General features: G+C 69.4%; 23 protein-coding genes. 15 read left to right on the top strand and 8 right to left on the bottom strand.

What is annotated here, in order from left to right; all coding sequences use genetic code 11:
• Nucleotides 1–22: 22 nt before the first annotated feature.
• The 5 genes from AC57B8_RS11185 to fahA are packed head-to-tail and all read left to right on the top strand — an operon-like array spanning nucleotide 23 to nucleotide 5,476.
• Entirely contained in the window at nucleotides 23–1,660 is a 1,638-nt protein-coding gene (locus AC57B8_RS11185) for an FAD-dependent monooxygenase (protein ID WP_493195512.1), read from the top strand.
• A gap of 5 nt (nucleotides 1,661–1,665) precedes the next feature.
• Nucleotides 1,666–1,860, top strand: coding sequence for a DUF2783 domain-containing protein (locus tag AC57B8_RS11180; protein ID WP_062472729.1), 195 nt, complete (start codon nucleotides 1,666–1,668; stop codon nucleotides 1,858–1,860).
• A gap of 46 nt (nucleotides 1,861–1,906) precedes the next feature.
• Complete coding sequence (gene hmgA, locus AC57B8_RS11175; RefSeq protein WP_139703990.1) at nucleotides 1,907–3,217, top strand: homogentisate 1,2-dioxygenase; 1,311 nt, start codon at nucleotides 1,907–1,909, stop codon at nucleotides 3,215–3,217.
• The gene (locus AC57B8_RS11170; protein ID WP_307589465.1) at nucleotides 3,214–4,188 is read left to right on the top strand and encodes a Bug family tripartite tricarboxylate transporter substrate binding protein; all 975 of its coding nucleotides are present in this window, start codon (nucleotides 3,214–3,216) and stop codon (nucleotides 4,186–4,188) included. The genes hmgA and AC57B8_RS11170 overlap by 4 nt, the downstream gene beginning before the upstream one ends.
• A gap of 22 nt (nucleotides 4,189–4,210) precedes the next feature.
• Nucleotides 4,211–5,476: a fumarylacetoacetase gene (gene fahA / locus AC57B8_RS11165; RefSeq protein WP_496479636.1), complete on the top strand. Its 1,266-nt coding sequence runs from the start codon at nucleotides 4,211–4,213 to the stop codon at nucleotides 5,474–5,476.
• Nucleotides 5,477–5,516: 40 nt separating this feature from the next.
• Here fahA and mrdA read toward each other — a convergent pair whose 3' ends face one another.
• The 4 genes from mrdA to AC57B8_RS11145 all read right to left on the bottom strand — a co-directional run bounded on the left by mrdA (nucleotide 5,517) and on the right by AC57B8_RS11145 (nucleotide 10,272).
• Nucleotides 5,517–7,514 (bottom strand): penicillin-binding protein 2, encoded by a 1,998-nt coding sequence (mrdA, locus tag AC57B8_RS11160; RefSeq protein WP_062472723.1) that lies wholly within the window; start codon nucleotides 7,512–7,514, stop codon nucleotides 5,517–5,519.
• 147 nt (nucleotides 7,515–7,661) lie between these two features.
• Nucleotides 7,662–8,183: a rod shape-determining protein MreD gene (gene mreD / locus AC57B8_RS11155; RefSeq protein WP_062472721.1), complete on the bottom strand. Its 522-nt coding sequence runs from the start codon at nucleotides 8,181–8,183 to the stop codon at nucleotides 7,662–7,664.
• The gene (mreC, locus tag AC57B8_RS11150; protein ID WP_062472719.1) at nucleotides 8,180–9,142 is read right to left on the bottom strand and encodes a rod shape-determining protein MreC; all 963 of its coding nucleotides are present in this window, start codon (nucleotides 9,140–9,142) and stop codon (nucleotides 8,180–8,182) included. The genes mreD and mreC overlap by 4 nt, the downstream gene beginning before the upstream one ends.
• Nucleotides 9,143–9,228: 86 nt before the next feature.
• A complete protein-coding gene (locus tag AC57B8_RS11145; RefSeq protein WP_056583929.1) occupies nucleotides 9,229–10,272 on the bottom strand; it encodes a rod shape-determining protein in 1,044 nt (347 codons plus the stop codon).
• Between the two features lie 216 nt (nucleotides 10,273–10,488).
• Between AC57B8_RS11145 and gatC the strand changes: the two genes are divergently transcribed.
• Genes gatC through gatB form a run of 3 tightly spaced genes read left to right on the top strand, consistent with a single transcriptional unit; the run spans nucleotide 10,489 to nucleotide 13,770 of the window.
• On the top strand, nucleotides 10,489–10,788 hold the full coding sequence (gene gatC, locus AC57B8_RS11140) for an Asp-tRNA(Asn)/Glu-tRNA(Gln) amidotransferase subunit GatC (RefSeq protein ID WP_056583926.1): 300 nt from the start codon (nucleotides 10,489–10,491) through the stop codon (nucleotides 10,786–10,788).
• Nucleotides 10,788–12,278: an Asp-tRNA(Asn)/Glu-tRNA(Gln) amidotransferase subunit GatA gene (gene gatA / locus AC57B8_RS11135; RefSeq protein WP_496479635.1), complete on the top strand. Its 1,491-nt coding sequence runs from the start codon at nucleotides 10,788–10,790 to the stop codon at nucleotides 12,276–12,278. Before gatC ends, gatA begins: the two co-directional genes overlap by 1 nt.
• Before the next feature lies 1 nt (nucleotide 12,279).
• The gene (gene gatB, locus AC57B8_RS11130; protein WP_496479634.1) at nucleotides 12,280–13,770 is read left to right on the top strand and encodes an Asp-tRNA(Asn)/Glu-tRNA(Gln) amidotransferase subunit GatB; all 1,491 of its coding nucleotides are present in this window, start codon (nucleotides 12,280–12,282) and stop codon (nucleotides 13,768–13,770) included.
• A gap of 47 nt (nucleotides 13,771–13,817) precedes the next feature.
• Here gatB and AC57B8_RS11125 read toward each other — a convergent pair whose 3' ends face one another.
• The gene (locus AC57B8_RS11125; RefSeq protein ID WP_496479633.1) at nucleotides 13,818–14,510 is read right to left on the bottom strand and encodes a DUF4124 domain-containing protein; all 693 of its coding nucleotides are present in this window, start codon (nucleotides 14,508–14,510) and stop codon (nucleotides 13,818–13,820) included.
• Between the two features lie 12 nt (nucleotides 14,511–14,522).
• Complete coding sequence (gene pyrE, locus AC57B8_RS11120) at nucleotides 14,523–15,203, bottom strand: orotate phosphoribosyltransferase (RefSeq protein ID WP_056583914.1); 681 nt, start codon at nucleotides 15,201–15,203, stop codon at nucleotides 14,523–14,525.
• Between the two features lie 12 nt (nucleotides 15,204–15,215).
• On the opposite strand from pyrE, the gene AC57B8_RS11115 reads away from it, so the two are divergent.
• The 4 genes from AC57B8_RS11115 to AC57B8_RS11100 are packed head-to-tail and all read left to right on the top strand — an operon-like array spanning nucleotide 15,216 to nucleotide 20,234.
• Complete coding sequence (locus AC57B8_RS11115; protein WP_062472711.1) at nucleotides 15,216–16,019, top strand: exodeoxyribonuclease III; 804 nt, start codon at nucleotides 15,216–15,218, stop codon at nucleotides 16,017–16,019.
• 15 nt (nucleotides 16,020–16,034) lie between these two features.
• On the top strand, nucleotides 16,035–17,408 hold the full coding sequence (locus AC57B8_RS11110; protein ID WP_496479632.1) for a hypothetical protein: 1,374 nt from the start codon (nucleotides 16,035–16,037) through the stop codon (nucleotides 17,406–17,408).
• The gene (locus tag AC57B8_RS11105; RefSeq protein ID WP_496479631.1) at nucleotides 17,375–18,214 is read left to right on the top strand and encodes a DUF1266 domain-containing protein; all 840 of its coding nucleotides are present in this window, start codon (nucleotides 17,375–17,377) and stop codon (nucleotides 18,212–18,214) included. Before AC57B8_RS11110 ends, AC57B8_RS11105 begins: the two co-directional genes overlap by 34 nt.
• 16 nt (nucleotides 18,215–18,230) lie before the next feature.
• Nucleotides 18,231–20,234 (top strand): DUF4034 domain-containing protein, encoded by a 2,004-nt coding sequence (locus AC57B8_RS11100; protein WP_496479630.1) that lies wholly within the window; start codon nucleotides 18,231–18,233, stop codon nucleotides 20,232–20,234.
• Nucleotides 20,235–20,237: 3 nt separating this feature from the next.
• On the opposite strand, the gene AC57B8_RS11095 is transcribed toward AC57B8_RS11100, so the two are convergent.
• Complete coding sequence (locus AC57B8_RS11095; RefSeq protein WP_062472705.1) at nucleotides 20,238–21,137, bottom strand: LysR family transcriptional regulator; 900 nt, start codon at nucleotides 21,135–21,137, stop codon at nucleotides 20,238–20,240.
• 72 nt (nucleotides 21,138–21,209) lie between these two features.
• Between AC57B8_RS11095 and AC57B8_RS11090 the strand changes: the two genes are divergently transcribed.
• The gene (locus AC57B8_RS11090; RefSeq protein WP_496479629.1) at nucleotides 21,210–22,460 is read left to right on the top strand and encodes a flavin-dependent oxidoreductase; all 1,251 of its coding nucleotides are present in this window, start codon (nucleotides 21,210–21,212) and stop codon (nucleotides 22,458–22,460) included.
• A gap of 40 nt (nucleotides 22,461–22,500) precedes the next feature.
• Nucleotides 22,501–23,463: a tripartite tricarboxylate transporter substrate-binding protein gene (locus AC57B8_RS11085; RefSeq protein WP_495262070.1), complete on the top strand. Its 963-nt coding sequence runs from the start codon at nucleotides 22,501–22,503 to the stop codon at nucleotides 23,461–23,463.
• 23 nt (nucleotides 23,464–23,486) lie between these two features.
• On the opposite strand, the gene AC57B8_RS11080 is transcribed toward AC57B8_RS11085, so the two are convergent.
• Nucleotides 23,487–24,341, bottom strand: a complete 855-nt coding sequence (locus tag AC57B8_RS11080; protein WP_496479628.1) for a M48 family metallopeptidase — start codon at nucleotides 24,339–24,341, stop codon at nucleotides 23,487–23,489.
• A 61-nt stretch (nucleotides 24,342–24,402) separates the two neighbouring features.
• Between AC57B8_RS11080 and AC57B8_RS11075 the strand changes: the two genes are divergently transcribed.
• A complete protein-coding gene (locus AC57B8_RS11075; protein WP_496479627.1) occupies nucleotides 24,403–25,797 on the top strand; it encodes an AmpG family muropeptide MFS transporter in 1,395 nt (464 codons plus the stop codon).
• The last annotated feature ends 33 nt before the right edge of the window (nucleotides 25,798–25,830 follow it).

Here is a 25,830-nt window from a genome sequence, read left to right as displayed (position 1 = left end):
GACAAGGACACGGAGACATCACGTGATCGACTATCAAAGCCTGCGCTTCGACTACACCCGCCACGCCGACCAGGACGCCGCCGCGCCCGCCCGCCACCCCGTGGTGGTCGTGGGTGCCGGCCCGGTGGGCCTCACGCTCGCCATCGACCTCGCCCTGCGGCAGGTGCCCGTGGTGCTGCTCGACAACGACAACAGCCTGTCCAGCGGATCGCGCGCGATCTGCTTCGCCAAGCGCACGCTCGAGGTGTTCGACCGCCTCGGCTGCGGCGACCGCATGGTGGACAAGGGCGTGTCGTGGAACGTCGGCAAGGTGTTCTTCCATGACGAGCAGGTCTACCGCTTCGACCTGCTGCCCGAGCCCGGCCACGAGCGCCCGGCCTTCATCAACCTGCAACAGTACTACGTCGAGGGCTACCTCGTCGAACGCGCCGCGGCGCTGCCGCTGATCGACCTGCGCTGGAACAACAAGGTCACCGGCATCGAGCAAGGCGACGACGGCGCGGTGCTGACCGTGGAGACGCCCGAGGGCGAGTACCGCCTGCAGGCCGGCTACGTCGCCGCCTGCGACGGCTCGCGCTCCAACCTGCGCCAGATGCTGGGGCAGGAAGCCAAGGGCCGCGTGTTCCGCGACCGCTTCCTGATCGCCGACATCACGATGGACGCGCAGCTGCCCACCGAGCGCCGCTTCTGGTTCGACCCCTCGTTCCACCCCGGCCAGAGCGTGCTGCTGCACAAGCAGGCCGACGGCATGTGGCGCGTCGACTTCCAGCTCGGCTGGGACGCCGACCCGGTGGAAGAACGCAAGCCCGAGCGCATCACGCCGCGCGTGCGCGCGCTGCTGGACAGCATCGGCTTCGAAGGCGTGCAGTTCCAGATCGGCTGGGCCAGCGTCTACACCTTCGCCTGCCAGCGCATGGAGCGCTTCCGCCATGGCCGCGTGCTGTTCGCGGGCGACTCGGCGCACGGCGTGTCGCCCTTCGGCGCGCGCGGCGCCAACTCGGGCGTGCAGGACGCCGACAACCTCGCCTGGAAGCTCGCGGCCGTGCTGGCCGGCGACGCGCCCGACGCGCTGCTCGACAGCTATGCCAGCGAACGCGAATTCGCGGCCGACGAGAACATCCGCAACTCCACGCGCGCCACCGACTTCATCACGCCCAAGAGCGAGGTGAGCCGCCTCTTCCGCGACGCGGTGCTCGAGCTGACCAAGCGCCACGCCTTCGCGCGCTCGCTGGTCAACAGCGGGCGGCTGTCGGTGGCCACGGTGCTGCGCGACTCGCCGCTCAACACGCCCGACGCCGACACCTTCGCCGGCGCGATGGTGCCCGGCGCCGCCGCGGCCGACGCGCCCGTGCGGCGCGCCGACGGCAGCACCGGCTGGCTGCTGCGCGAATGCCATGTGGCGCGCTTCACCGCGCTGGTGTTCGGCACCGGCGACGCCGCCGAGCGCAGCCTGCAGGCGCTGAAAAGCAGCGACCTCGCGCTGCACGTCGTGCGCGTGGAAGGCACCGGCGCCGACGCCGAGCTCGCCACGCAGCGCTACGACGCGCAGCCCGGCACCGTCTACCTGCTGCGGCCCGACCAGCACGTGTGCGCGCGCTGGCGGCAGCCCACGGCAGCGAACCTTCGCGCGGCCCTCGACCACGCACTGGCAAAGGCATGACCCCGATGCAACCGCAACTGATCACCACGCCGAACCTCGAAGCGCCCGACGATTTCTACGAGGCGCTCATCGAGGCCCACCAGGGGCTTTCCACCGAGGAAAGCCACGCCTTCAACGCACGGCTCGTGCTCGTGCTGGCCAACCACGTCGGCTCGCTGGCCGTGCTGCGCGAAGCCTTCGACGCGGCGCGCGCCGGCTGAACGGCCGCACGCTCCCACCTCATCGCGACTTTCGAAAGACAAGCCCATGACCCAAGCAACACCCGCCGCCGAACGGCGCTACCAGAGCGGCTTCGGCAACGAGTACGCCTCCGAGGCCGTGCCCGGTGCGCTGCCCCAAGGCCGCAACAACCCGCAGCGCGGCCCCTTCGACCTGTACACCGAGCTGCTCTCGGGCACCGCCTTCACCGCGCCGCGCCATGAGAACCGCCGCACCTGGCTGTACCGCCGCCAGCCCTCGGTGGTGTCGGGCCGCTACCAGCCCTACGCGCAGGCGCACTGGACCACCGGCGCCGACCGCGAGATCGCGCTGCCGCCAGAGCCGATGCGCTGGGGCCCGCTGCCGCTGGACGGCGCGGCCGACGTCGACTTCATCGACGGCATGCACACGCTGGCCGCCAACGGCGATGCCGAGTCGCAGGTCGGCATCGGCTCGCTGATGTACCTGGCGGGCCGTTCGATGGAGCAGCGCGCCTTCGTCAACGCCGACGGCGAGATGCTGGTGATGCCCCAACAAGGCCGCCTCGTCGTCACGACCGAACTCGGCGTGCTCGACGTCAAGCCCGGCGAAATCGTGGTGCTGCCGCGCGGCATGGCCTTCAAGGTCGCACTGCCCGACGGACTTTCGCGCGGCTACGTGTGCGAGAACTACGGCGCGCACTTCCGCCTGCCCGAGCTCGGCCCGATCGGCTCGAACGGCCTGGCCAATGCCCGCGACTTCCAGGCGCCCGTCGCAGCCTTCGAGGCAGACGGCGGCGCCTACGAGCTGGTGAAGAAATTCGGCGGCCGCTTCTGGACCGCACCGACCAAACAGTCGCCCTTCAACGTGGTCGCCTGGCACGGCAACCTCGCGCCGGTGAAGTACGACACGGCGAACTTCATGGTCATCGGCTCGATCAGCTTCGACCATCCCGATCCGTCGATCTTCACCGTGCTGACCTCGCCCAGCGACACGCCCGGCACGGCCAACTGCGACTTCGTGATCTTCCCGCCGCGCTGGATGGTGATGGAAAACACCTTCCGCCCGCCCTGGTTCCACCGCAACCTCATGAGCGAGTTCATGGGCCTGGTGCTGGGCGAGTACGACGCCAAGCCGGGCGGCTTCAAGCCCGGTGGCGCCAGCCTGCACAACTGCATGGTGCCGCACGGCCCGGACGAGGAAGCCTTCGACAAGGCCACCCACGCCGACCTCAAGCCGCACAAGCTGGACAACACGCTGGCCTTCATGTTCGAGAGCCGCTACCGTTTCATCCCGACGAACTTCGCGCTGCAAAGCCCGGCGCTCGACACCGACTACACCGACTGCTGGGCCGGTCTCAAGGACCAATTCAAGGCATGACGCACGCTCTCACCCTCACCCGCCGCGCCGCGGCCCTCGCGCTGCTGGCCGCGCCCTTGCTGGCGCACGCGGCCGACTTTCCGTCCAAGCCCATCAAGTTCATCGTGCCCTATACGGCCGGCGGCACCACCGACCTGGTGGCGCGCACCGTGGGCCAGAAGGTGTCGGAGAAGCTGGGCCAGCCGGTGCTCATCGACAACCGCGGCGGCGCGGGCGGCAACATCGGCATGGACGCCGTGGCCAAGGCCGCGCCCGACGGCTACACGATCGGCTTCGGCGCGATCTCGACCAACGCGCTGAACCCGCACATCTACAAGTCGATGGCCTTCGATCCGCGCAAGGACTTCACGGCCATCAGCCTGCTGGGCATGTCGACCATCGTGCTCGAAGTGCCCGCAAGTTCGGCCATCAAGACCGTGCCCGAGCTCATCGCCGCCGCGAAGAAGAACCCCGGCCTGCCCTACGCCACCGCGGGCGCCGGCACCTCGATGAACCTGGCCGGCGTGATGTTCGCGCAGATGACCGGCACCGAGCTCACGCACGTGGCCTACAAGGGCAGCGGCCCGGCCATCACCGACATGCTGGGCAACACCATCGGCGTGATGTTCGACAACCTGCCGGCGTCGCTGCCGCACATCCAGGCCGGCAAGCTGCGCGCGCTGGCCGTGGCGGGCTCCACGCGCTCGCCCTCGCTGCCCGACGTGCCGACGATGGCCGAAGCGGGCCTCAAGGGCTATGCGCTGGAGCCGTGGTTCGGCGTGTATGGCCCGGCAAAGCTGCCGGCGCCGATCGTGAAGGCGCTGAACGAAGCGTTCGTCGAAGCGCTCGCGATGCCCGACGTGAAGGCCAAGCTGCAGCAGGCCGGCTTCTCGCCGCGCGGCTCGAGCGCGCAGGAGCTCACCACGCTCACCGACACCGAATACAAGCGCCTGGGCGACGTCGCCAAAAAAGCGGGCATGACCGCAGACTGATCCGATTCAACGAAAGACCTCCATGACCGCACTCAACGCCACCCACGACCCGAAGCTGCGCAGCTGGGTCGCCGCCGCCAACGTGGCCGGCACCGACTTCCCGATCCAGAACCTGCCCTTCGGCCGCTTCCGCACCGCCGGCAGCAGCGAGGCCTTCCGCATCGGCGTGGCCATCGGCGACCAGATCCTCGACCTGCGCGCCACCGGCCTCATCGACACCGACGACATGAACGTGCTGATGAACGCCTCGGTGAAAGACCGCCAGGCGCTGCGCGCCGCGATCTCCGCCGGCCTGGCCGAAGGCAGCGGCCAGCAGGCCGCGTGGTCGAAGGCGCTGCTCGCGCAAGCCCAGGCCGAGATGACCGTGCCCTGCCGCATCGGCGACTACACCGACTTCTACACGGGCATCCACCACGCCACCACCATCGGCAAGCTGTTCCGCCCCGACCAGCCGCTGATGCCCAACTACAAGTGGGTGCCCATCGGCTACCACGGCCGCGCCTCGTCGATCGGCGTGAGCGGCCAGGTCTTCAAGCGCCCGCAAGGCCAGACCAAGGCACCCGATGCGGTGGCGCCGAGCTTCGGCCCCTCGAAGCGGCTGGACTACGAACTGGAGCTGGGCTTCCTCGTGGGCCGCGGCAATGCGCTGGGCGAACCCATCGCCATCGCCGACGCCGAAGACCACCTGTTCGGCGTGACCCTGCTCAACGACTGGTCGGCGCGCGACCTGCAGGCCTGGGAATACCAGCCGCTGGGCCCGTTCCTGGCGAAGAACTTCGCCAGCACGCTGTCGCCCTGGATCGTGACGACCGAAGCGCTGGCGCCGTTCCGCGCGAAGTTCGAGCGCCCCGCCGAAGACCCGCAACCGCTGCCCTACCTCGACGCCCCGTCGAACCGCGCCAGCGGCGCGCTCGACATCACGCTCGAAGTGCTGCTGCAGACCGCGAAGATGCGCGCCGACGGCGTGGCGCCCGTGCGCCTCACGCTCGGCAACACCACCGAGGCCGCCTACTGGACCGCCGCGCAGCTCATCACGCACCACACGGTGAACGGCTGCAACCTGCAGCCCGGCGACCTGCTGGGTTCGGGCACGCTGTCGGGCCCGCAGCCCGACCAGGCCGGCTCGCTGATGGAACTCACGCTGGGCGGCAAGCAGCCGGTCACGCTGCCGAACGGCGAGAAGCGCACCTTCCTGGAAGACGGCGACACGCTGGTGATGCGCGGCTGGTGCGAGCGCGAAGGCGCGGTGCGCATCGGCCTGGGTGAAGTCGCCGGGACGGTGGTCTGACCCTGGTCTGAGCGACGGTGCGCCCCGAGGGGCGCATCTTTCAGGGCGTCGGCGCCGCCGACGATGCCGCGCCCGCCGGTGCCGGCACCGCGGCCGCCGCGGGCCAAGCCACCTCGCTGGCCACGCGCGGCTTGCCCATCGGCGCGCCCGCGCGGCCGATGCGCACAGCGGCCATGTCGGCCTCGCTCGGGTACTGGTCCATGAGCCAGTAGTCGAACACGCGGCGCGCCAGCGGCGCCGCGGCGCCCGCACCCCAGCCGGCGTTCTCGACGATGACGGCGAGCGCGATCTTCGGGTTGTTGGCCGGTGCGTAGGCCATGAACAGCGCGTGGTCGCGCTGGTGTTCTTCGAGTGCGCGCGCGTTGTACTTGGTGTTCTTGGCCTGCGTCACGGCCTGTGCCGTGCCGGTCTTGCCGGCCGCCTGGTAGCCCGCACCCGCGAACACGCCGCGCGCGGTGCCGCTGGTGACCACGCTGGTCAGGCCCTCGCGGATCACCGCCACGTTGGCCGCCGTGTAGCCCAGGTTCTCGGCCGGCGGCTGGGGCAGCGGCACGACCTGCCCGCTGACCGTGTTGCGCATCGCCAGCGCCAGGTGCGGCCGGTGCTTCATGCCGCCGTCGGCCACGATGGCCGTGGCCTGCGCCAGCTGCAGCATGGTGAAGGCGTTGTAGCCCTGGCCGATGCCCAGCGAGATGGTCTCGCCCGCGTACCACTTCTTCTGCTCGGGCCGCTTGTAGGCGTTGCGCTTCCACTCGGTGCTGGGCAGCACGCCGCGCACCTCGCCGCCCAGGTCGATGCCGGTGATCTGGCCGAAGCCCATCGGCTTCATGAAGTCGTGGATCAGGTCCACGCCCATCTCGTTGGCCAGCGAGTAGTAGTAGATGTTGCTCGACACCTGGATCGAGCGGCGCATGTCGACGCCGCCCAGGTAGCCCTCGGGACTGCCGAAGCGGTGGCCGCCGAAGTTGAAATAGCCGGGGTCGTTCACCACCACGCTCGCGGCGCGCTTGCCGGTCTGCAGCGCCGCCAGCGCCATGAAGGGCTTGTAGGTGGAGCCCGGCGGGTAGGTGCCGCGCAGCGCGCGGTTGAGCAGCGGCTTGTCGATCGATTCGGTGAGCGCCTGCCAGCTCTCGGTGTCGATGCCTTCGACGAAGAGGTTGGGATCGAAGGTGGGCTTGCTCACGAAAGCCAGCACCTCGCCGGTCTTGGGGTCGATGGCCACGAGCGCACCGCGCCGGTCGCCGTACATGTCTTCCACCAGCTTCTGCAGCTTGATGTCCAGCGACAGCATGACGGTGTTGCCCGGCGTGGCCGGGTGGCTCGCGAGCCGGCGCACGGCACGCCCGCCGGCCGAGGTTTCCATCTGCTCGACGCCGGTCTGGCCGTGCAGCATCTTCTCGTAGCTCTGCTCGATGCCCAGCTTGCCGATGTAGTCGGTGCCCTTGTAGTTGGCCTGGTCTTCCTCGTCCCAGTCTTCCATCGCGGTCTTTTCGCGCTGGTTGATGCGGCCGATGTAGCCCAGCACGTGCGAGGCCAGCTCGCCCTGCGGGTAGTTGCGGAACAGGCGCGCCTTGATCTCCACGCCCGGGAAGCGGTAGCGCTGCGCCGCGAAGCGCGCCACTTCCTCGTCGCTCAGGCGGGTGCGGATCGGAATGGAGTCGAAGCTGCGCGAGTCTTCGCGCAGGCGCTTGAAGCGGCGGCGGTCGCGCGGCGACACCTCGAGCACGCTGGTCAGGCTGTTGATGGTCTCCTCGACGTCGCCGACCTTCGAGGGCGTGATCTCCAGCGTGTAGGCCGAGTAGTTGGAGGCCAGCACGATGCCGTTGCGATCGAGGATGAGCCCCCGGTTCGGCACCACCGGCACCACGGCCGTGCGGTTGCTCTCGGCCTGCTCGGCCAGGTCGGCATGGCGCACGACCTGCAGGTAGACCAGCCGCGAGCCCAGCAGGCTGAAGGCGAACAGCACCGCCAGGCCGATGACGATCACGCGGCGCTTGAAGCGCGCCAGGTCGGCGGCAACGTTGCGGATTTCGGTCATGGCGTCAGGAAGCTTAGGCGTGCGCAGGAGCGATGGCAAATGCGACGGGCGGCCGCCGCCGGGCCGCCCCAAGGCGGGCCGCACCTCCCCCTCGGGGGGTGGAGTTACACGCAGCGAAGCGAAGTGAAAAGCCGGGGGGCACCATGACTAGAGGGGGCGGTTCTCGTCGGGTTCGGGCGTGCGGCGCTGGGGTGCCAGCAGCAGCGCGGTGGCCAGCGGCCACAGCGCCGCCTCGAGCGCCGGCGAGACCAGCACGCCCCAGCCCGGGAACACGCCACCGCCGATCATGCGCGTGATCACCTCGATGAACTGCGACAGCGCAAACAGCGGCAGCACCTGCAGCGCCTGCGAGAGCACCGGGTACCACAGCAGGCGCCGGTGGATCATGATCGCGAAGAAGCCCAGCGTGGTGTAGGACAGCGCATGCTGGCCCAGCATCGACGACTGGTGCACGTCCATGAGCAGGCCGAACATGAAGGCCGCGCCGATGCCCACGCGCGCGGGCTGGTGCACGCCCCAGAACACGATCACCAGCGCCAGCAGGTCGGGCATCCAGGCGGCGCGGCCGATGGGGATCATGTTGACCAGCAGCGCCACGAGCAGGCTGGTCCACATGAAGACGGGGCTGACGGGCAGCAACAGCTGCTGCTGGCCGGGGCGCTTGATCATCGCGTGGCTCCCGACGGTTTCTTCTCGTTCTTGCCGGCGCCCGGCTTGCCTTCGGGGCGCTTGCGCTGGGTGGACGCGGCCTCGACGTGCGGCGGCGCCACCGGGGCGCCGGAGGGCTCGAGCACCAGCACGTAGCGTGCCGCGGTCACGCGGGCCAGCGGCACGCAGTAGATGCGCGCGAAGGCCGAGTCGGCGCGGCGCTCGATGCGTTCGATCTTGGCCACCGGCAGGCCGGCCGGGTAGATGCCGTCGACGCCGCTGGTGGACAGCAGGTCGCCCTCCTGCAGGTCGGCGTTGGCCGCCATGAAGCGCAGCTCCATGCCGCCGCCGTGCGCCGAGGCGTCGCCGAAGGCCACGCTGCGCACGCCGGTGCGGGTGTTCTGCACAGGAATGGCCAGGTCGCGGTCGATCACCAGCGTGACCTCGCTCGTGAAGGGCAGCACCTGCGTCACCTGGCCCAGCACGCCGCGCGCGTCGATCACCGGCGAGCCGGCGGCCACGCCTTGGGCGAGGCCCTGGTCGATGACGATCTTGCGCGTGTAGGGGTCGGCCGCGTCGTACAGCACCTCGGCCGGGCGGCCCGGCGTGGTGGTGGTCTGGCGCAGCTCGAGCAGCTCGCGCAGGCGGGCGTTGTCTTGTGCGAGCGTGTCGGCGCGGCTGGCGGTCTCGGCCTGCAGCATCAGGGCCTTGCGGGCCTCGTCTTCGTTGCGCTGCGCGGTCTGCAGCTCTTCGAAGTAGCGGCTGCCGCCCATCACCAGCATGACCGGCTTGAGCGCCGCCATCTGCACCGGATAGAGCACCGCGCCGATGGCCGAGCGGATCGGCTTCACGAGGTGAAAGCGGGCGTCGGCGACCATGAGGAAGAGCGAGAGCGCGCCGAAGAAGATCAGCTTGCTGAGTGCCGATTGCCCCTGGTTGAACAGGGGTGGCGCTGTGCGATCGAGCGTGCCCAGAGGCATGTAGTCAGACCCGGCGGTGGTGCGGCATCAAATAACAAAAAGCCGGCCTGCGCAAGCAGAGGCCGGCCGATGATGGCTTTCGCCTTTTACTCGCTCGTGAAGATGCTGCCCAGACGGTCCATGCGCTCCAGGGCGATGCCGCAGCCGCGCACCACGCAGGTCAGCGGGTCTTCGGCCACGAGCACCGGCAGGCCGGTTTCCTCGGCGAGCAGGCGGTCGAGGTCGCGCAGCAGCGCGCCGCCGCCGGTGAGCATCATGCCGCGCTCGGCGATGTCGGCGCCCAGTTCGGGAGGCGTCTGTTCCAGCGCGTTCTTCACGGCCGAGACGATGTTGTTCAGGGGGTCGGTCAGGGCTTCCAGCACTTCGTTGCTGCTGATGGTGAAGCTGCGCGGCACGCCTTCGGAAAGGTTGCGGCCCTTGACTTCCATTTCCTTGACTTCGGAGCCGGGGAAGGCCGAGCCGATGTTCTTCTTGATGACTTCGGCCGTCGGCTCGCCGATCAGCATGCCGTAGTTGCGGCGGATGTAGTTGATGATGGCTTCGTCGAAGCGGTCGCCGCCCACGCGGACCGAGCCCTTGTAGACCATGCCGCCCAGGGAGATCACGCCCACTTCGGTGGTGCCGCCGCCGATGTCCACCACCATCGAGCCCGAGGCTTCGCTGACGGGCAGGCCGGCGCCGATGGCCGCGGCCATGGGTTCTTCGATGAGGTAGACGGCGGTGGCGCCTGCGGCTTCGGCCGCATCCTTGATGGCGCGGCGCTCGACCTGGGTCGAGCCGCAGGGCACGCAGATGATGATGCGCGGGCTCGGCGTGAGCAGCGTGCGCGGGTGCACCATCTTGATGAACTGCTTGATCATCTGCTCGGTGATCACGAAGTCGGCAATGACGCCGTCCTTCATCGGGCGGATGGCCTCGATGTTGCCGGGCACCTTGCCCAGCATGGCCTTGGCTTCGCGGCCGACGGCCTGGATCACCTTCTTGCCATGGGGACCGCCTTCGTGGCGGATCGCGACCACGGAGGGCTCGTCCAGCACGATGCCCTTGTTGCGGGCGAAGATCAGGGTGTTGGCGGTGCCGAGGTCGATCGCCAGGTCGGTGGAGAAGTACCGACGGAAAGCTCCAAACATGTGCGGAATCCTCTGAGCACGGCCTGCGCATCGGCAGGTCGTCGCTCTATTTTTGGGTCGTTTGACGGGGTGAATTGATCGTTTTTGGCGCAAAAGCCGGCGCGTTCGCGGGGGTTGCGGCAAAGGCGGGATAATAACCGAATCCCCTCTGAATCCCGTGTCGGCACCCTCTTCGGCGTGCGATTGCCTCCGGTTTTTTCGACCCGTCAGCCATCTATGTCTCTTTCCGCTTCCGATATTGCACGCATCGCCTCCCTGGCGCGGCTGCAGCTTGCCCCAGATGAAAGCGAGCGCATGCTCACTCAAATCAACGGCTTCTTCGATCTGGTCGAACGCATGCGCGCGGTCGACACCACCGGCGTCGAGCCGCTGGCGCACCCCGTGGCCGCGCTCGAAGACGTGACGCTGCGCCTGCGCGACGACGTCGTGAGCGAGCCGAACAACCGCGAAGCCAACCAGAAGAGCGCCCCGGCCGTCGAAGCCGGCCTGTTCCTCGTGCCCAAGGTGATCGAATGATGAGCGGCGAGCAACTGCACCAGATGGGCGTGGTCGCCCTGGCCAAGGCCCTGGCCGAGCGCAAGGTTTCGGCCGTCGAAGCCTCACAGGCGTTTCTCGGCCGCATGAAGGCCCACGAATCGCTCGGCACCTTCGTCGACGTCAACGAAGAAGTCACGCTGGCCCAGGCCCGCGCGGCCGACGCGCTCATCGCCAAGGGCAACGCGCCCGCGCTGGCCGGCGTGCCCATTGCGCACAAGGACATCTTCGTCACCACCGATTTCGCCACCACCGCCGGCTCGAAGATGCTCGCGGGCTACCGCTCGCCCTTCGACGCGACCGTGGTGCGCCGCCTGGCCGAAGCCGGCGCGGTCACGCTGGGCAAGCTCAGCTGCGACGAGTTCGCGATGGGCTCGGCCAACGAGAACGTCGCCGTGCCCGCCGTGGGCCACGACCAAGCCGTGCCGGTGCGCAACCCCTGGAACCTCGAACGCATTCCGGGCGGTTCGTCGGGTGCCAGCGCGGCGGCCGTGGCCGCGCGCCTTGCACCCGCGGCCACCGGCACCGACACCGGCGGATCGATCCGCCAACCCGCCTCGTTCTGCGGCGTCACCGGCATCAAGCCCACCTACGGCCGCGCCTCACGCTACGGCATGGTGGCCTTCGCATCGAGCCTCGACCAAGCCGGCCCGATGGCCCGCTCGGCCGAAGACTGCGCGCTGCTGCTGTCGGCCTTCTGCGGCCCCGACCTCGACCGCGACTCGACCTCGCTCGACAAGCCCGCCGAAGACTTCGGCCGCTCGCTGAACGACTCGCTCGAGGGCCTGCGCATCGGCGTGCCCAAGGAGTTCTTCGGCGACGGCGTGGCGCCCGGCGTGCGCGCCGCCATCGACGCGGCGCTCGCGCAGTACGAGAAGCTCGGCGCCAAGCGCGTCGAGGTCTCGCTGCCGCGCACCGAGCTGTCGATTCCCGTGTACTACATCCTGGCCGCGGCCGAGGCCTCGAGCAACCTGAGCCGCTTCGACGGCGTCAAGTTCGGCCACCGCGCCAGGCAGTACAAGGACCTGGCCGAGATGTACGAACGCACGCGCGCCGAAGGCTTCGGCGACGAGGTGAAGCGCCGCATCATGATCGGCACCTACGTGCTCTCGCACGGCTACTACGACGCCTACTACCTGCAGGCGCAGAAGGTGCGCCGCATGATCGCGGACGATTTCCAGCAGGCGTTGACGCAGTGCGACGTGATCGCCGGCCCCGCCGCACCGACCACCGCCTGGAAGATCGGCGAACACGGCGACGACCCCGTGGCCGACTACCTCGCCGACATCTTCACGCTGCCCGCCTCGCTCGCAGGCCTTCCGGGCATGAGCGTGCCTGCAGGCTTCGACGGCGGCATGCCCGTGGGCCTGCAGCTGATCGGCAACTACTTCGGCGAAGCGAAGCTGCTCAACGCAGCGCACCGCTTCCAGCAAGCCACCGACTGGCACACGCGCACGCCGGAGGGCTTCTGACATGAGCGAGACCGTGAACACATTCGAAGCACAACAACAAGGCCGCCCGACCGGCCCGCTGGTGCGCGGCTATGAAGTCATCATCGGCTTCGAGACGCACGCGCAACTGTCGACCGCAAGCAAGATCTTCAGCCGCGCCTCCACGGCCTTCGGCGCCGAGCCCAACACGCAGGCCTGCGCGGTCGACCTGGCACTGCCCGGCACGCTGCCCGTGATGAACAAGGGCGCGGTCGAACGCGCCATCAAGCTGGGCCTGGCGCTGGGCTCGCACATCGCGCCGCGCAGCGTGTTCGCGCGCAAGAACTACTTCTACCCCGACCTGCCCAAGGGCTACCAGATCAGCCAGTTCGAGATCCCGGTGGTGCAAGGCGGCGCGGTGTCGTTCTTCCTCGGCGAAGAAAAGAAGACCGTGCGCCTCGTGCGCGCCCACCTCGAGGAAGACGCGGGCAAGTCGCTGCACGAAGACTTCATCGGCCAGAGCGGCATCGACCTGAACCGCGCCGGCACGCCGCTGCTGGAAATCGTGACCGAGCCCGACATGCGCTCCACCGCCGAGGCCGTGGCCTATGCGAAGGAACTGCACAAGATCGTCACTTGGATCGGCATCTGCGACGGCAACATGCAGGAAGGGAGCTTTCGCTGCGACGCCAACGTGTCGGTGCGCAAGCCCGGCGAGAGGCTCGGCACGCGCCGCGAGATCAAGAACCTGAACAGCTTCAAGTTCATGCAGCAGGCGATCGACTACGAGATCAACTCGCAGATCGACGAGCTCGAAGAGGGCCGTGCCATCGAGCAGGCCACCGTGCTGTTCGACCCCGCCACCGGCGAGACGCGCACCATGCGCACCAAGGAAGACGCGGCCGACTACCGCTACTTCCCCGATCCCGACCTGCCGCCCCTGGTGGTGGCCGCCGAGTGGATCGAGCGCGTGCGCGCCACCATGCCCGAGCTGCCGCGTGCCACGGCCGAGCGCTATGTGCGCGACCACGGCCTGTCGGAATACGACGCCGCGCAGCTCACGCAGGGCGCGGCGCTGGCCCGCTACTTCGACGACGCGGTGAACGCCGGCGCGGCGCCCAAGCTGGCCAGCAACTGGATCACCGGCGAGATGGCACGCCGCCTGAACGCCGCCGAGATCGGCATCGAGGCCGCGCCCGTGAAGGCCGCGCAGCTCGCGCAACTGGTGACGCGCATCGCCGACGGCACGCTGCCGAACAACGCCGCGCGCCAGGTGTTCGAAGCGCTGTGGAGCGGCGAAGGCAGCGATGTCGACGCGATCATCGAAGCGAAAGACCTGAAGCCGATGAACGACGCCGGCGCGCTCGACAAGATCCTCGACGAGGTGATTGCCAAGAACGCGAAGAACGTCGAGGAATACCGCGGCGGCAAAGAGAAGGCGCTCAACGGCCTCGTGGGGCAGGTCATGAAGGCCAGCGGGGGCAAGGCCAACCCTGCACAGGTCACCGAGCTGCTGAAAGCCAAGCTGGGCTGATCACGAACGAGCCCCGGGGGCCTTGCGCCAGGCCCCGGCGAGTTCGTTCAGCGCGGGTTGCCGCCGTTCTGCGGCGACCAGAGCGTCTTCAGGCGCCCGCGCTCTTCGTCGAAGCGCGCATTCACGCGCTTCTTCTCTTCTTCCTGCTCCGTGATAAAGCGGTTCTGCACGGCCACGCTCTGCGTGTTGTCCTCGATGCGGCGGCGTACGGCGCCGGGCGCCTTGCTCGTGTCCTGCTTGTAGAACTCAAGCTCTTCGTCGATCTTCTTGCGGTCGTCAGCGAGCTCGACGAGGCGCTTCTTCGCGGCCTGGATCACGGCGTCGATCTGCGACAGGGCCTCGACGCGCTCGCGGTCGTGCGTGGTGGCGTTGGGATAGCGCACCAGCAGCGCGCGCTCGCGGCGGCGCTCGTCGATGAGCCGTGCGGCCTGGATGGCGGCTTCGCGCGCGCGGTCCTCGCGCTCCTGCTGCTCGCGCGCCGTGTAGGTCGGCTCCAACTTGCGGCGCACCGTGCCGCTCGGGCTCAGTTCGCGCTGCTCGCGGTCGCTGCACTCGGCGATCGGCCGGTCGGCCGTGAGCGTGCGCCCGCGCGCGTCGACGCAGGTGTAGATGCCGACACCGGGCCCGTCCGTCTTGGCGGGCTGGGCCAGCGCCGTTGCGCACGACGACAGGGCCGCCAGGCCCAGCCACAGCGACGCCACGGCGGCAGCAGAAGAGGGATCGCGCGCGGGGCGTCGCATCGGCGCTGCGTCTCAGGCGCCGTAGCGCGTGCGGTAGGCCAGCACGCGCTCGCGGTGCGCGCCGAGGTCGGCGGCGGCGTTGCCCGAGAGGTAGCTCAGTAGGTCGTCCAGCGTGGCGATGGGCACCACCGCGAGGCCGAGCTGGTTGCGCACGTACTGCACGGCGCTGTGGTCCACGTCGACGCCGTTCTCGGTGGCTTTTTCCTGCCGGTCCAGGGCGATGGCCACGGCATGCGGCGTGGCGCCCGCGGCCTGGATCGCGGCGATGGATTCGCGCACCGCGGTGCCGGCCGACATCACGTCGTCGACGATGAGCACGCGGCCCTTCAGCGGCGCGCCCACCAGATTGCCGCCTTCGCCGTGCGCCTTGGCTTCCTTGCGGTTGTAGGCGAAGGGGTAGTTGCGCCCGCGCCGGGCCAGCTCGGCGGCCACGGTGGCGCCCAGCGGGATGCCCTTGTAGGCGGGGCCGAAGATCATGTCGAACTCGAGGCCGCTTTCGACCAGGCGGTCTGCATAGAATCCGGCGAGCCGCGCGATCTTGGCGCCGTCGTCGAAGAGGCCCGAATTGAAGAAATACGGGCTCATGCGACCGGCCTTGGTCTTGAATTCGCCGAAGCGAAGCACGCCGGCGTCGAGCGCGAACTGGACGAAGTCCTGTGCCACCGCGCTGCTTGTCTGACCGTCTACAGCCATTGGAAATTCCTTGTGTTCAAACTGACCAGTCTCAATCTCAATGGCCTGCGCTCGGCGGCCACCAAGGGCGTCGCCGACTGGGTGGCCGAACTCGCGCCGGATTGTATTTGCATGCAGGAGATCCGCGTCCAGGCCAGCGATGTCGAGGGCCGCTTCGAGCAGATGGCGGGCCTGCAGGGCCACTTCCACTTTGCCGAGAAAAAAGGCTACGCGGGCACCGCCATCTACACGAAGCATGCGCCCAGCGCCGTGGTGGTGGGCTGGGGTGATCCCGAATTCGACGCCGAAGGCCGCTACCTCGAGCTGCGCTTCGACACGCCCAAGCGCAAGTTCTCGGTGATCAGCTGCTACTTCCCGAGCGGCAGCTCGGGCGAAGAGCGCCAGGCCGCCAAGTTCCGCTTCCTGAAGGGCTTCTTCCCACACCTGCTGGCGCTGAAGAAGGAGCGCGAGTTCATCCTGTGCGGCGACATCAACATCGCGCACCAGGAAATCGATCTGAAGAACTGGCGCGGCAACCAGAAGAACAGCGGCTTCCTGCCCGAAGAGCGCGCTTGGATGACGCGCCTGCTCGACGCCGGCACCGAAGGCGCGGGCCTGGTGGACGTGTACCGCCGCCTCAAGCCCGACACCACGGGCGACGCCTACACCTGGTGGAGCAACCGGGGCCAGGCCTACGCGAACAACGTGGGATGGCGGCTGGACTACCACCTGGCCACGCCGGCGATGGGCGCGCTGGCGCGCACCGAGGCGATCTACAAGACGGTCAAGTTCAGCGACCACGCGCCGATCACGGTGGAGTACGACTTCACGCTGTAAGTCGCCCGCCCGTCGATGCCGATCCCGACTCCGTCTCCATCCACGACCCCGTCCTCGCCGCCCACGACCGCGGCGACGGCGGTGTACCTGCCGCGCGACGTGGTGAACGCGCCCGAGGTGAAGGCCGCGATTGCGCGCCGCAGCGCCGCGCGCGGCGACGACGCCGACATGACGGCCTGGCTGCTGAACCACTTCTTCCGCTGGGCCATCGGCAGCTTCGGCAACGTGCTGACGGTGCAGTCGCCCGCCGACTACCTGGCCGCGGCCGGGCCCGACAAGCCGCTGCCCGAGTGGCTGGCCAGGCAGCTGCAGCCGCGTGCGCCTGTCGCGGTGAACGCGGCGTCCGCACAGGACAAGGAAAAGTCCAAGGGCAACAAGGGCAACAAGGGCAACACGGCCGAATCGCCCGCCGCCGAAGCCGGCCCGAAAACTTTCTACTACCTCGACCCCGATCACCTGCTGCTGGTCGACCGCGAACGCATGCTGGTCGAATTTTTGCGTTCGCGGCGCGGCACGCGGCTCGAACAGAAGCTGCAGCGCATCACCTGCTTCATGGCCATGGCCCTGTGGGAGCAGGAGCACCAGCGCATGCAGGCCAAGCGCAACAAGGGCTGGGTGCCCAGCAGCGGCCTGGCGCTGAAGGAAGTGCTGCGCACGCCCAACGGCGTGATCTTCGAGTTCATCGGCAGCCATGCGGCGCTGCGTGAGGAAATGGCCTACGAGTCGTTCCACATGCAGCACTGCCTGGGCCAGTTCGCCAACATCAAGAAGCTCAATGGCGGCTACGGAGAACAGTACGCCAGCGCCGCGCAGAGCGGCCGGCTGCGCCTGTTCACGCTGCGCAGCGCGGGCAACCTGCCGCACGTGACCATCAGCCTCGAAGTGCATCCGGACGGGCTGCGCGTCGACCAGATCAAGGGCAAGCAGAACCGCCACCCGATCCGCAAGTACGCCGACGATGTGCTGCAGTTCCTGCGCACGCTGCCGCCGCGCGGCGAGCGCCACAGCGACTGCGAGGGCATGGGCCTGGTGTTCGAGCCCGAGGCTTCGGACGCCGCCCGGGGCGAATGGAAGTTCGTCACCGACGTTCAGAGCCCCGACTTCCTGCTCAGCGTGATGAGCGGCAACTTCCACCTGATCGAGCACTTCGAGCAGCCGCCGCCGGCGCTGCAATGGCTGCTGCTGCGCATCGCGCCGCACGAGCTGGTGCGGCTGCGGCAGATGGACGTGGCGGTGGCCGCCGCCGCCCGGCTGACGCTGCCCCCGAACCGGCTGCCGCCGGCGCTGCAGGCGGCCCCCACGCCGACGTCCGCCGCGATGCTGGAGATCGAAGGCATCTCGCTGAGCGCCGCCGTGTGCGCGCCACCGCTGGGAGCGGCATTGCCATGACGCAGGCCATCGTCATCGTTGTGTTCCTGGGCCTGCTGTACCTGGGGGTGCGCATCGCGTGGTTCGTCGTGCGCACGGCATTCCGCATCGTCGTGCACGGCTCGGGCACGGCGATCGGCCACATGGAAAAGGCCAACGCCGACCTTGCAGTGCGCGCGGCGCAGGCCAAGGCCGACGCCGGCAAGGTGGCGCCCAACCGCCGCCGCTGGGCGCTGGCGCTCGGCGACATCCTGCTGCTGCGCAACGGCCTGCGCTGCGACAGCGACACGCTGGCGCTCGACGTGCCCGCCGAGCAGCGCCAGCGGCTGGCCAGGCAGGTGCTGCGCGAAATGAACATGGCCGCCGACCTGCCCGAGCGCGACATCGCCACGCAGATGCAGGCCGCGCTGGTCGGCTGGGTCGGCGGGCTCGGCCGCACCCACGCCAACTTCTACGAACAGCTCGCAGCCGAAGGCCAGGTGCGCGACGCACTGGCCTTCGACTGCGCGCGCACCGCCTTCCTGGTGCGCTGCATCGCGCTGCTGGGCTGGGTGCCCGAGTCGCAGGCCTGGCTGGTGCTGTTCCTCAACGCGCAGCGCGCGCAAGACAGCTTCGAGAGCTGGGAAGACTTCGGCCACGCCTATGCGCGGGCGCGGCTGCACTGGCTGCGCATCAGCAGCCAGGACGGCCCCGCCTCGTCGCGCGCCACGCTGGAAGTGCAGGAGCACCTGCAGAACACCCAGGGCAACTGGCTCACGCTGCCCTGGAAGCGCTACCGCATCTTCGATCCCCAACCCGTCACTCTCGCCCCTGCCGCGTCGGCCTGACGCGCGAGCCCCGCCCATGACCACCCACACGCCCCCCGCCGCAGCGACCGTGATTCCCCCCGCGCCCGCGCGCTGGAAGCTCTGCGACATCGACGCCCTGCTGCGCGCCGGCGATTACGCCGCACTCGACCAGCGGCTCGACGACGCGCTGGCCGCCAGCTTTCAAGACCGCGACGAGGAAGAGCGCTACTACGGCGCCTTGCCCGACGACCTGGCCGGCTGCACCGCCGACGGCGCCGAAGGGCTGGCCCGCCTGGCCGCGTGGCAGGCCGCCCGCCCGCAATCGGCCCACGCCTGGCTGTGCGAAGCGCACTACTGGTACCACTGGGCCTACGAGTACCGCGGCTCGGGCTGGGCCAGCACGGTCACCGCGCTCGGCTGGGAATGCGCCCATGCCTGCGCCACGCGCTGCGCCGTGGCCGCCCTGCGCGCATTGACGCTCGCGCCCACGATGTGGACCGCCTGCGCCCTGCTGCTGCAGAGCACCTCGGCCTTCAACGAGCCCGACTGGCTGACCGAGCTGGTGCGCAGCGGCCGCTGGCCCGACAAGCCGCTGCAGCACGACTTTTCGCTGGACGACGATGCGGCCACCCGCGAAGAGTTGCTGGCGCAGCTCGCGCGCTCCGGCCTGGCGCACGACGAGCGCGTCGCCTGCCCCCAGGCCGTGCCCACCGCCCTGCCCTCGCCCGTGCAGGGCCGCAAGGTGATCAGCGGCACGTCCTACTGGATCCACGCCACGCTGCACGTGCACCCGCGGCTGTTCTTCTTCATGCGCCAGTGCGTCTGGTTCCAGCAGCCGCGCTGGGGCGGCAGCCACGAGCGCGTGCGCGCCTTCATCGCCTCGCCCGCCTGCGCCCACCTGAGCGAGGTCGAGAAAGACCGGCTGCGCCACGAGATCTGGCGCGACGACTACCAGGGCAACAGCGTCGACAAGGACGAAGACCCGGCCGAAGCCCAGCGGCGCATGACCGCCACGCGCCAGCGCGCCCAGGAGGCGCTCTACCCCTACCACCGCTGGGAAACCCTGCGCTGGCTGGCCGTGAGCCACTACATGCTCGACCAGCACGCCGAAGCGCTGGCCTGCCTGCGCGAGGCCGAGAGCCACCATCCCATCGACGACGACTACGCGATGAACATGGCGGTGCACGTCGCCCTGGAGCAGGACCCCGACGGCCAGTGGCTGGGCCAGGCCATCTGCAACAGCGCCAACGCCTACGAATGCAACACCGCGCTGATCCTGCACGGCTACTGCAGCCTGAAGGGCGCCTTCGGCTTCGTGCCCAACGCGGCGACCGGCAACGCCTGGCTGGCGGCCGCGCGCGAACGCAACGCCGGCACCGAGAACTGGGACGACCTGGCGCGCGCACTGTGGCGCGTGCCGCGCAACCAGGAAGCCTTCGAGATCCTGGAGATGGGGCTGGCCGCCGGCGACACCTCATGCCTGCTCACGCTCGGCATCTTCCACGCGGGCGGCGAGCACGGCACCAAGGACCGGCAACAGGCGATGCACTGCTACGGCCAGGCGGCACAGGCCGGCAACAGCGTCGCAGCCTACAAGCTGGGCTACCTCTGCCACGACATGGCCTGGGAAAACGCCACGCCCGCGGCGCAGCGCCCCGCGCTGCAGGCGCAGGCGGTCGAGGCCATGCTGAAAGCCCGCGAGCTGGGCCACGACGACGCCACCGAGGGCGCGTTGATGTTCATCAGCGACCTGTCCGACATCCCCGTGCGCCACCGCCACCTGGACTTCGTGCGCGAGCACGCCACCAACGGCGACGCCATCGCCATGGCCACGCTGTCGACCCTGCTGGCCGACGCCAACGACAAGGTGCTCTACAACTACCGCGAGAGCGTGCGCTGGATCATGGGCGCGCAGGCCGTGGCGCCCGAGGACGAGTTCGTGGTGAACGTGACCAAGAACACCCACCAGGACGGCTTCCTGTCGTCCATGCTCTACAAGCTCACGCGCCGGCAGATCAAGGCGCACGAGATCCCGGGCGGCGACAACGCGATGGTGTAACGGCTAGCGGGACAACGCCGGCAAGGCCTTGGCCAGCGTCTCGCTGAAGGCGCGCATCGCCTCGGTCTCGTGCGTGCCGCGCTTGGTCAGGCGAAAGAAGTCCATGCCCACGCGCGGCTTCAGCAGCACGTCGGTCTTCACGCGGTGACGGCGGCAGGCCGCGAGCGCGAAGGTGGGCATCACGGCGGTGCCGAAGCCGGCCTCGACCATCGAGATCAGCGTGCCGAAGAAGTTGAAGGCGGGCCGCTGCGCATCGGCCAGTCCGATCTCGCCGAGCTGGCGCTCGATCACCTTCTGGATCGGGTTGCCGGGCGGCAGGCCGATCAGCGTGGCGCCGCGCAGCGCGGACCAGGGCGCGGTGCCGACCGGTTCGCCGTCGGCCGTGGCCTGCGTGACGCGCATCAGCTCGAAGCGCCCCACGGGCGTGCGGTCGAGCCCCGCCGCGGCCTTGAAGAAAAAGCCCAGGCCGAGGTCGGCCTCGCCCGCGGCCACCATCGCTTCCACGTCGCGCAGGTCGGCGTCGAAGAGGCGCAGCACGACCTGCGGATGCGCGGCGCGAAAGCTCGCGAACACCCAGGGCAGCAGGTGCGACGACACCAGCGGCGTGGCCGCGATGCGCAGCGTCTGGCGCGCCGCGTCGCCCTCGGCGCCGAGTTCGGCTGCCACGTCATCGAGATCGGTGACGAGCCGTTCCACCACCGGCAGCAGGCGGCGCCCGGCCGGCGTGAGGCTCACCATGCGCGTGGTGCGGTCGAACAGGCGGCAGCCGAGCTGCTTCTCCATCTCGCGGATCAGGATGCTCAGGCCGGCCTGGGTGATGTGCGCCTGCTCCGCCGCGCGGGTGAAGTTGCCGATGCGCGCCACCTGCAGGAAGGCGCGCATCTGGCGCGTGGTCAGGTTCATAAGGATTCATGATAAATCCATATCACATCTAAATTTCCCATATGCCTCGTTTGCGGTCCCAATACGGACCCCATGAGCACCGCACCTAACGAAGTCATCATCCTCGGCGCCGGCATCGGCGGCCTGACCCTCGCCCTGAGCCTGCACCAGGCCGGCATCGCCTGCCGCGTGTACGAGGCCGTGCCCGAGCTGCGCCCGCTCGGCGTGGGCATCAACCTGCTGCCGCATGCGGTGCGCGAGCTGTCCGAGCTGGGCCTGCTCGACGCGCTCGACGCGGTGGGCGTGCGCACGCAGGAGGCGGTCTTCTTCACCGAGCACGGCCAGCTGGTATTCCGCGAGCCCGCCGGCCAGCACGCGGGCTACGACTGGCCGCAGTACTCGATCCACCGCGGCGACCTGCAGACCGTGCTGCTGAACGAAACCTTGAAGCGCCTGGGCCCCGACAGCGTGCAGTGCGGCCACCGCTGCACCGGCGTCGAACAGAATGCCGACGGCGTGACGGTGCACTTCGCCGACGGCCGCGCGCCGGTGCGCGGCGCGGTCGCGGTGGGCTGCGACGGCATCCACTCGGCGCTGCGCAAGCAGCTGTATCCGAACGAGGGCGCGCCGCGCTATTCGGGCATCAACATGTGGCGCGGCACCGCGGCCTGGAAGCCCTTTCTCTCGGGCGGCAGCATGGTGCGCGCGGGCTGGCTCACCGTCGGCAAGATGGTGATCTACCCGATCCGCAACGACATCGACGAACAGGGCCGCCAGCTCGTGAACTGGGTGGCCGAGATCCACGCGCCCCAGCCCGCGATGCGCGACTGGAGCCGCGCCGGACGCCTCGAGGACTTCCTGCCCGCCTTCGCCGACTGGCACTTCGACTGGCTCGACGTGCCCGCGCTGATCCTGGCCTCCGACACCATCCTGGAGTACCCGATGGTCGACCAGGACCCGCTGCCGCGCTGGAGCCACGGCCGCCTCACGCTGCTGGGCGACGCCGCGCACCCGATGGTGCCGCGCGGCTCCAACGGCGCGGGCCAGGCGATCATCGACGCACGCTTCCTGGCGGGCGCGATGAAGCGCGAAGGCGCGGGCATCGCAGCGCTCGAGACCTACGACCGCGTGCGCGTGAAGGCCACCACCGACGTGGTGCTGACCAACCGCACCAACCCGCCCGACACCATCCTGCGCGAGGTGTTCGAGCGTTCGGGCGGCCAGCGCGTCGAGAACCTCGACGAGCTCGTCACGCAGCAGGAACTGCAGGCGATCTCGGACCACTACAAGCGCGTGGCCGGCTACGACCCGGCGGCGCTGAAGGCGCGTGCGTCGTACCTCTGAGCGCCGGCACATTCACCGAACAAGACGGAGACAAGACCCCATGAGATTTCTGCGCAAGACCTTCGCCACCCTGCTGGTTGCGGCCAGCGCCGCCGCGGCCCACGCCTGGCCCGACCAGCCGGTGACGCTGGTGGTGCCCTACACACCCGGCACCGGCATCGACCTGATCGCACGCCAGCTCTCGGCCCGCCTGCCCGCCGTGCTCGGCCAGCCGGTGATCGTGGAGAACCTGGCCGGCGCGAGCGGCAACATCGGCAGCGAGAAGGTGGCGCGCGCCAAGCCCGACGGCTACACGCTGCTGGTGCAGGTCAACACGCTGGTGATGAACAAGGGCCTGTACAAGTCGCTCGCCTACGACCCGGTGGCCGACTTCACACCGGTGTCGCAGACCTCGTGGGGCACGCTGCTGCTGGTGACCAACCCGTCCACCCAGAAGGCGGGCTCGCTCGCGCAGCTGGTGGCCACCGCCAAGGCCAACCCCGGCAAGCTGACCTACGCCACGCCGGGTGTCGGCACGCCGCACCACCTGTCGATGGCACTCCTGATGCAGGGCACCGGCACCGACCTGCTGCACGTGCCCTACAAGGGCACGGCCGGCGCCGTCACCGACCTGCTCGGCGGGCGCATCGACGCGATGTTCCTGCCGGTGCACGTGGCGCTGCAGCACATCCAGGCCGGCAAGCTCAAGGCGCTCGCCACCGGCAGCGGCCACCGCCTGCCGCAGCTGCCCGACGTGCCCACCCTGGCCGAGGCCGGCGTGACCGCCGACAACGTCGACATGTGGTACGGCGTGCTCGCGCCCAAGGGCACGCCGGCCAACGTGGTGGCGCGGCTCAACACGGAGATCGCCGCGGTGCTGAAGTCGCCCGAGGTGGCGAAGTCCTTCGAGTCGCAGGGCATGGTGCCCGCCAGCTCGACGCCGGCGGCGTTCGGCGCGCTGATCCAGAAGGACGCGCAGCGCTGGGCGACGGTGGTGAAGAAGGGGAACATCACCGCCGACTGAGCGCGGCGGGAGGCGCAGCGCGGCTACTTGCGCGCAGCCGCCCGGTACAGGTTTTCGACCTTCGGCACGTTCGCCTCGAGCTTGGCGATGCGGTCCGGCCCGCTCGGGTGGGTCGACAAGAAGCTCAGGCCGCCCTGGTTCTTGGAGGCGGTGGCCATCTTCTTCCACAGCGACACCGAAGCCTGCGGGTCGTAGCCCGCGCGCGCGGCGAGTTCGAGGCCCACGAGGTCGGCGTCGGTTTCGTCGCTGCGGCTGAACTTCAGGGTGATGAGCTGCGTGCCGGCGCGCGCCGCGAGGTCGCCCACCTGGCCGAGCCCCAGCAGCTGCGCGCCGATGGACAGCGCCGCGCCGGTACCGACGCTCTTGGCCATGCGGGCGCGGGCGTGTTCGCGCAGCGCGTGCGCCATTTCATGGCCCATGACCATCGCGACCTCGTCGTCGCTCAGCTTGAGCTGCTCGAGGATGCCGGTGAAGAAGGCGATCTTGCCGCCGGGCATGCAGAAGGCGTTGATCTGCTTGCTGCCGATCAGGTTCACCTCCCACTTCCATTCGCGCGCGCGGGTGTTCCACGGCAGGGCGAAGGGAATGAGCCGCTGCGCGATGGTGCGCAGGCGTTGCAGCTGCGGGTTGCCGTCGCCGGCCAGCGCGCCCTTGGCGCGTGCCTGTTCGAGCAGCTGGCCGTACTGCTGCACGCCGGCCGCCTCGATCTGGTCGGCGGGCACGAGGTTGCGCGCCACCGAGGCATTGCCGACATTGACCTGCGCCAGCGCCGGCGCGCTCAGCGCCGCGCCGGCGGCGGCCAGCAGGAAGGCCCGGCGCGGGTTCCATGCCGAGGCTTCGGAGAGGACGGAAAGGGGGCGTTCGCATCGTGTGCACATAGGTGCCCGGATGATAGGAACAAATGGAGACGAGCGGGCGCACCGATGTCCCCGGTGGCTCATGGACAATCCCCCCCTCATGTCCGCACCGCCCGCCGAACCCACCCAAGCCCCCGCGAGCGCCGCGCTGCCCTGGCGCGACGCGCTCAAGGTCTACCTCGAACCCGCCACCCTGCGCATGCTCGCGCTGGGCTTCTCGGCCGGCCTGCCGCTGCTGCTGGTGCTGGGCACGCTGAGTTTCCGGCTGCGCGAGGCGGGCATCGACCGCACCACCATCGGCTACCTGAGCTGGGTCGGGCTGGCCTATGGCTTCAAGTGGGTCTGGGCGCCGCTGGTCGACCGGCTGCCGCTGCCGCCGCTCACCACGCTGCTCGGGCGCCGGCGCGGCTGGCTGCTGCTGGCGCAGGGCATGGTGATCGTCGGGCTGGTCGGCATGGCGATGAACGACCCGCGCCTGGGGCTGCAGCCGCTGATCTGGTGCGCGCTGCTGGTGGCCTTCGGCTCGGCCACGCAGGACATCGCGCTGGACGCCTTCCGCATCGAATCGGCCGAGACGCGCAAGCAGGCCGCGCTGGCCGCCGCTTATCAAACGGGCTACCGACTGGCGATGATCTGGGCCGGCGCCGGCGTGCTGTGGGTCGCGGCTTGGGCCGAGGTGGCGCCCGCCGTGGCGGTCACCGGCGCGGCGGCCTACCAGAACGGCGCCTGGAAGACGGCCTACCTCGTCATGGCGGCCTCGATGGCGGTCGGCGTGCTCACGGTGCTGCTGTCGCCCGAACCGGTGCGGCGCGTGCTGCCGAAGGCGAAGAACGCCGCCGAATGGCTGCGAAGCGTGCTGATCGAGCCTTTTGCCGACTTCATCCGCCGCTACAAGTGGCAGGCGGCGCTGATCCTGGCGCTGATCGCCATCTACCGCATCAGCGACGTGGTGATGGGCATCATGGCCAACCCCTTCTATGTGGACATGGGCTTCACCAAGGACCAGGTGGCCACGGTCAGCAAGATCTACGGCGTGATCATGACGCTGGTGGGCGCCTTCGTGGGCGGCGTGCTGTCGATGCGCCTGGGCGTGATGCGGGTGCTGATGCTGGGCGCGGTGCTGAGCGCCGCGAGCAACCTGCTGTTCGCCTGGCTGGCCACGCGCGGGCACGACCTGACGGCGCTGATCGCGGTGGTCTCGGCCGACAACCTGGCCGGCGGCATCGCCTCGGCGGCCTTCATCGCCTACCTGTCGAGCCTGACCAACATCAGCTACTCGGCCACGCAGTACGCGCTGTTCAGCTCGCTGATGCTGCTGCTGCCGAAGTTCATCGCCGGCTATTCGGGCGCCTTTGTCGACGCCTACGGCTACAGCACCTTCTTCACCGCCACCGCGCTGCTGGGCGTGCCGGTGCTGCTGTTGGTGGCGCTGGCCTCGCGCATGGCGGCCCGCACAGGCGACGGCGAGCGTCAATAGGGCCTGCGCCGGAGCTGTCATCTATAGGAAACA

This window comes from Variovorax sp. BGA-UO-ETr-C22 (assembly GCF_059567965.1).
This window is presented reverse-complemented; position numbering and strand designations above follow the sequence as displayed.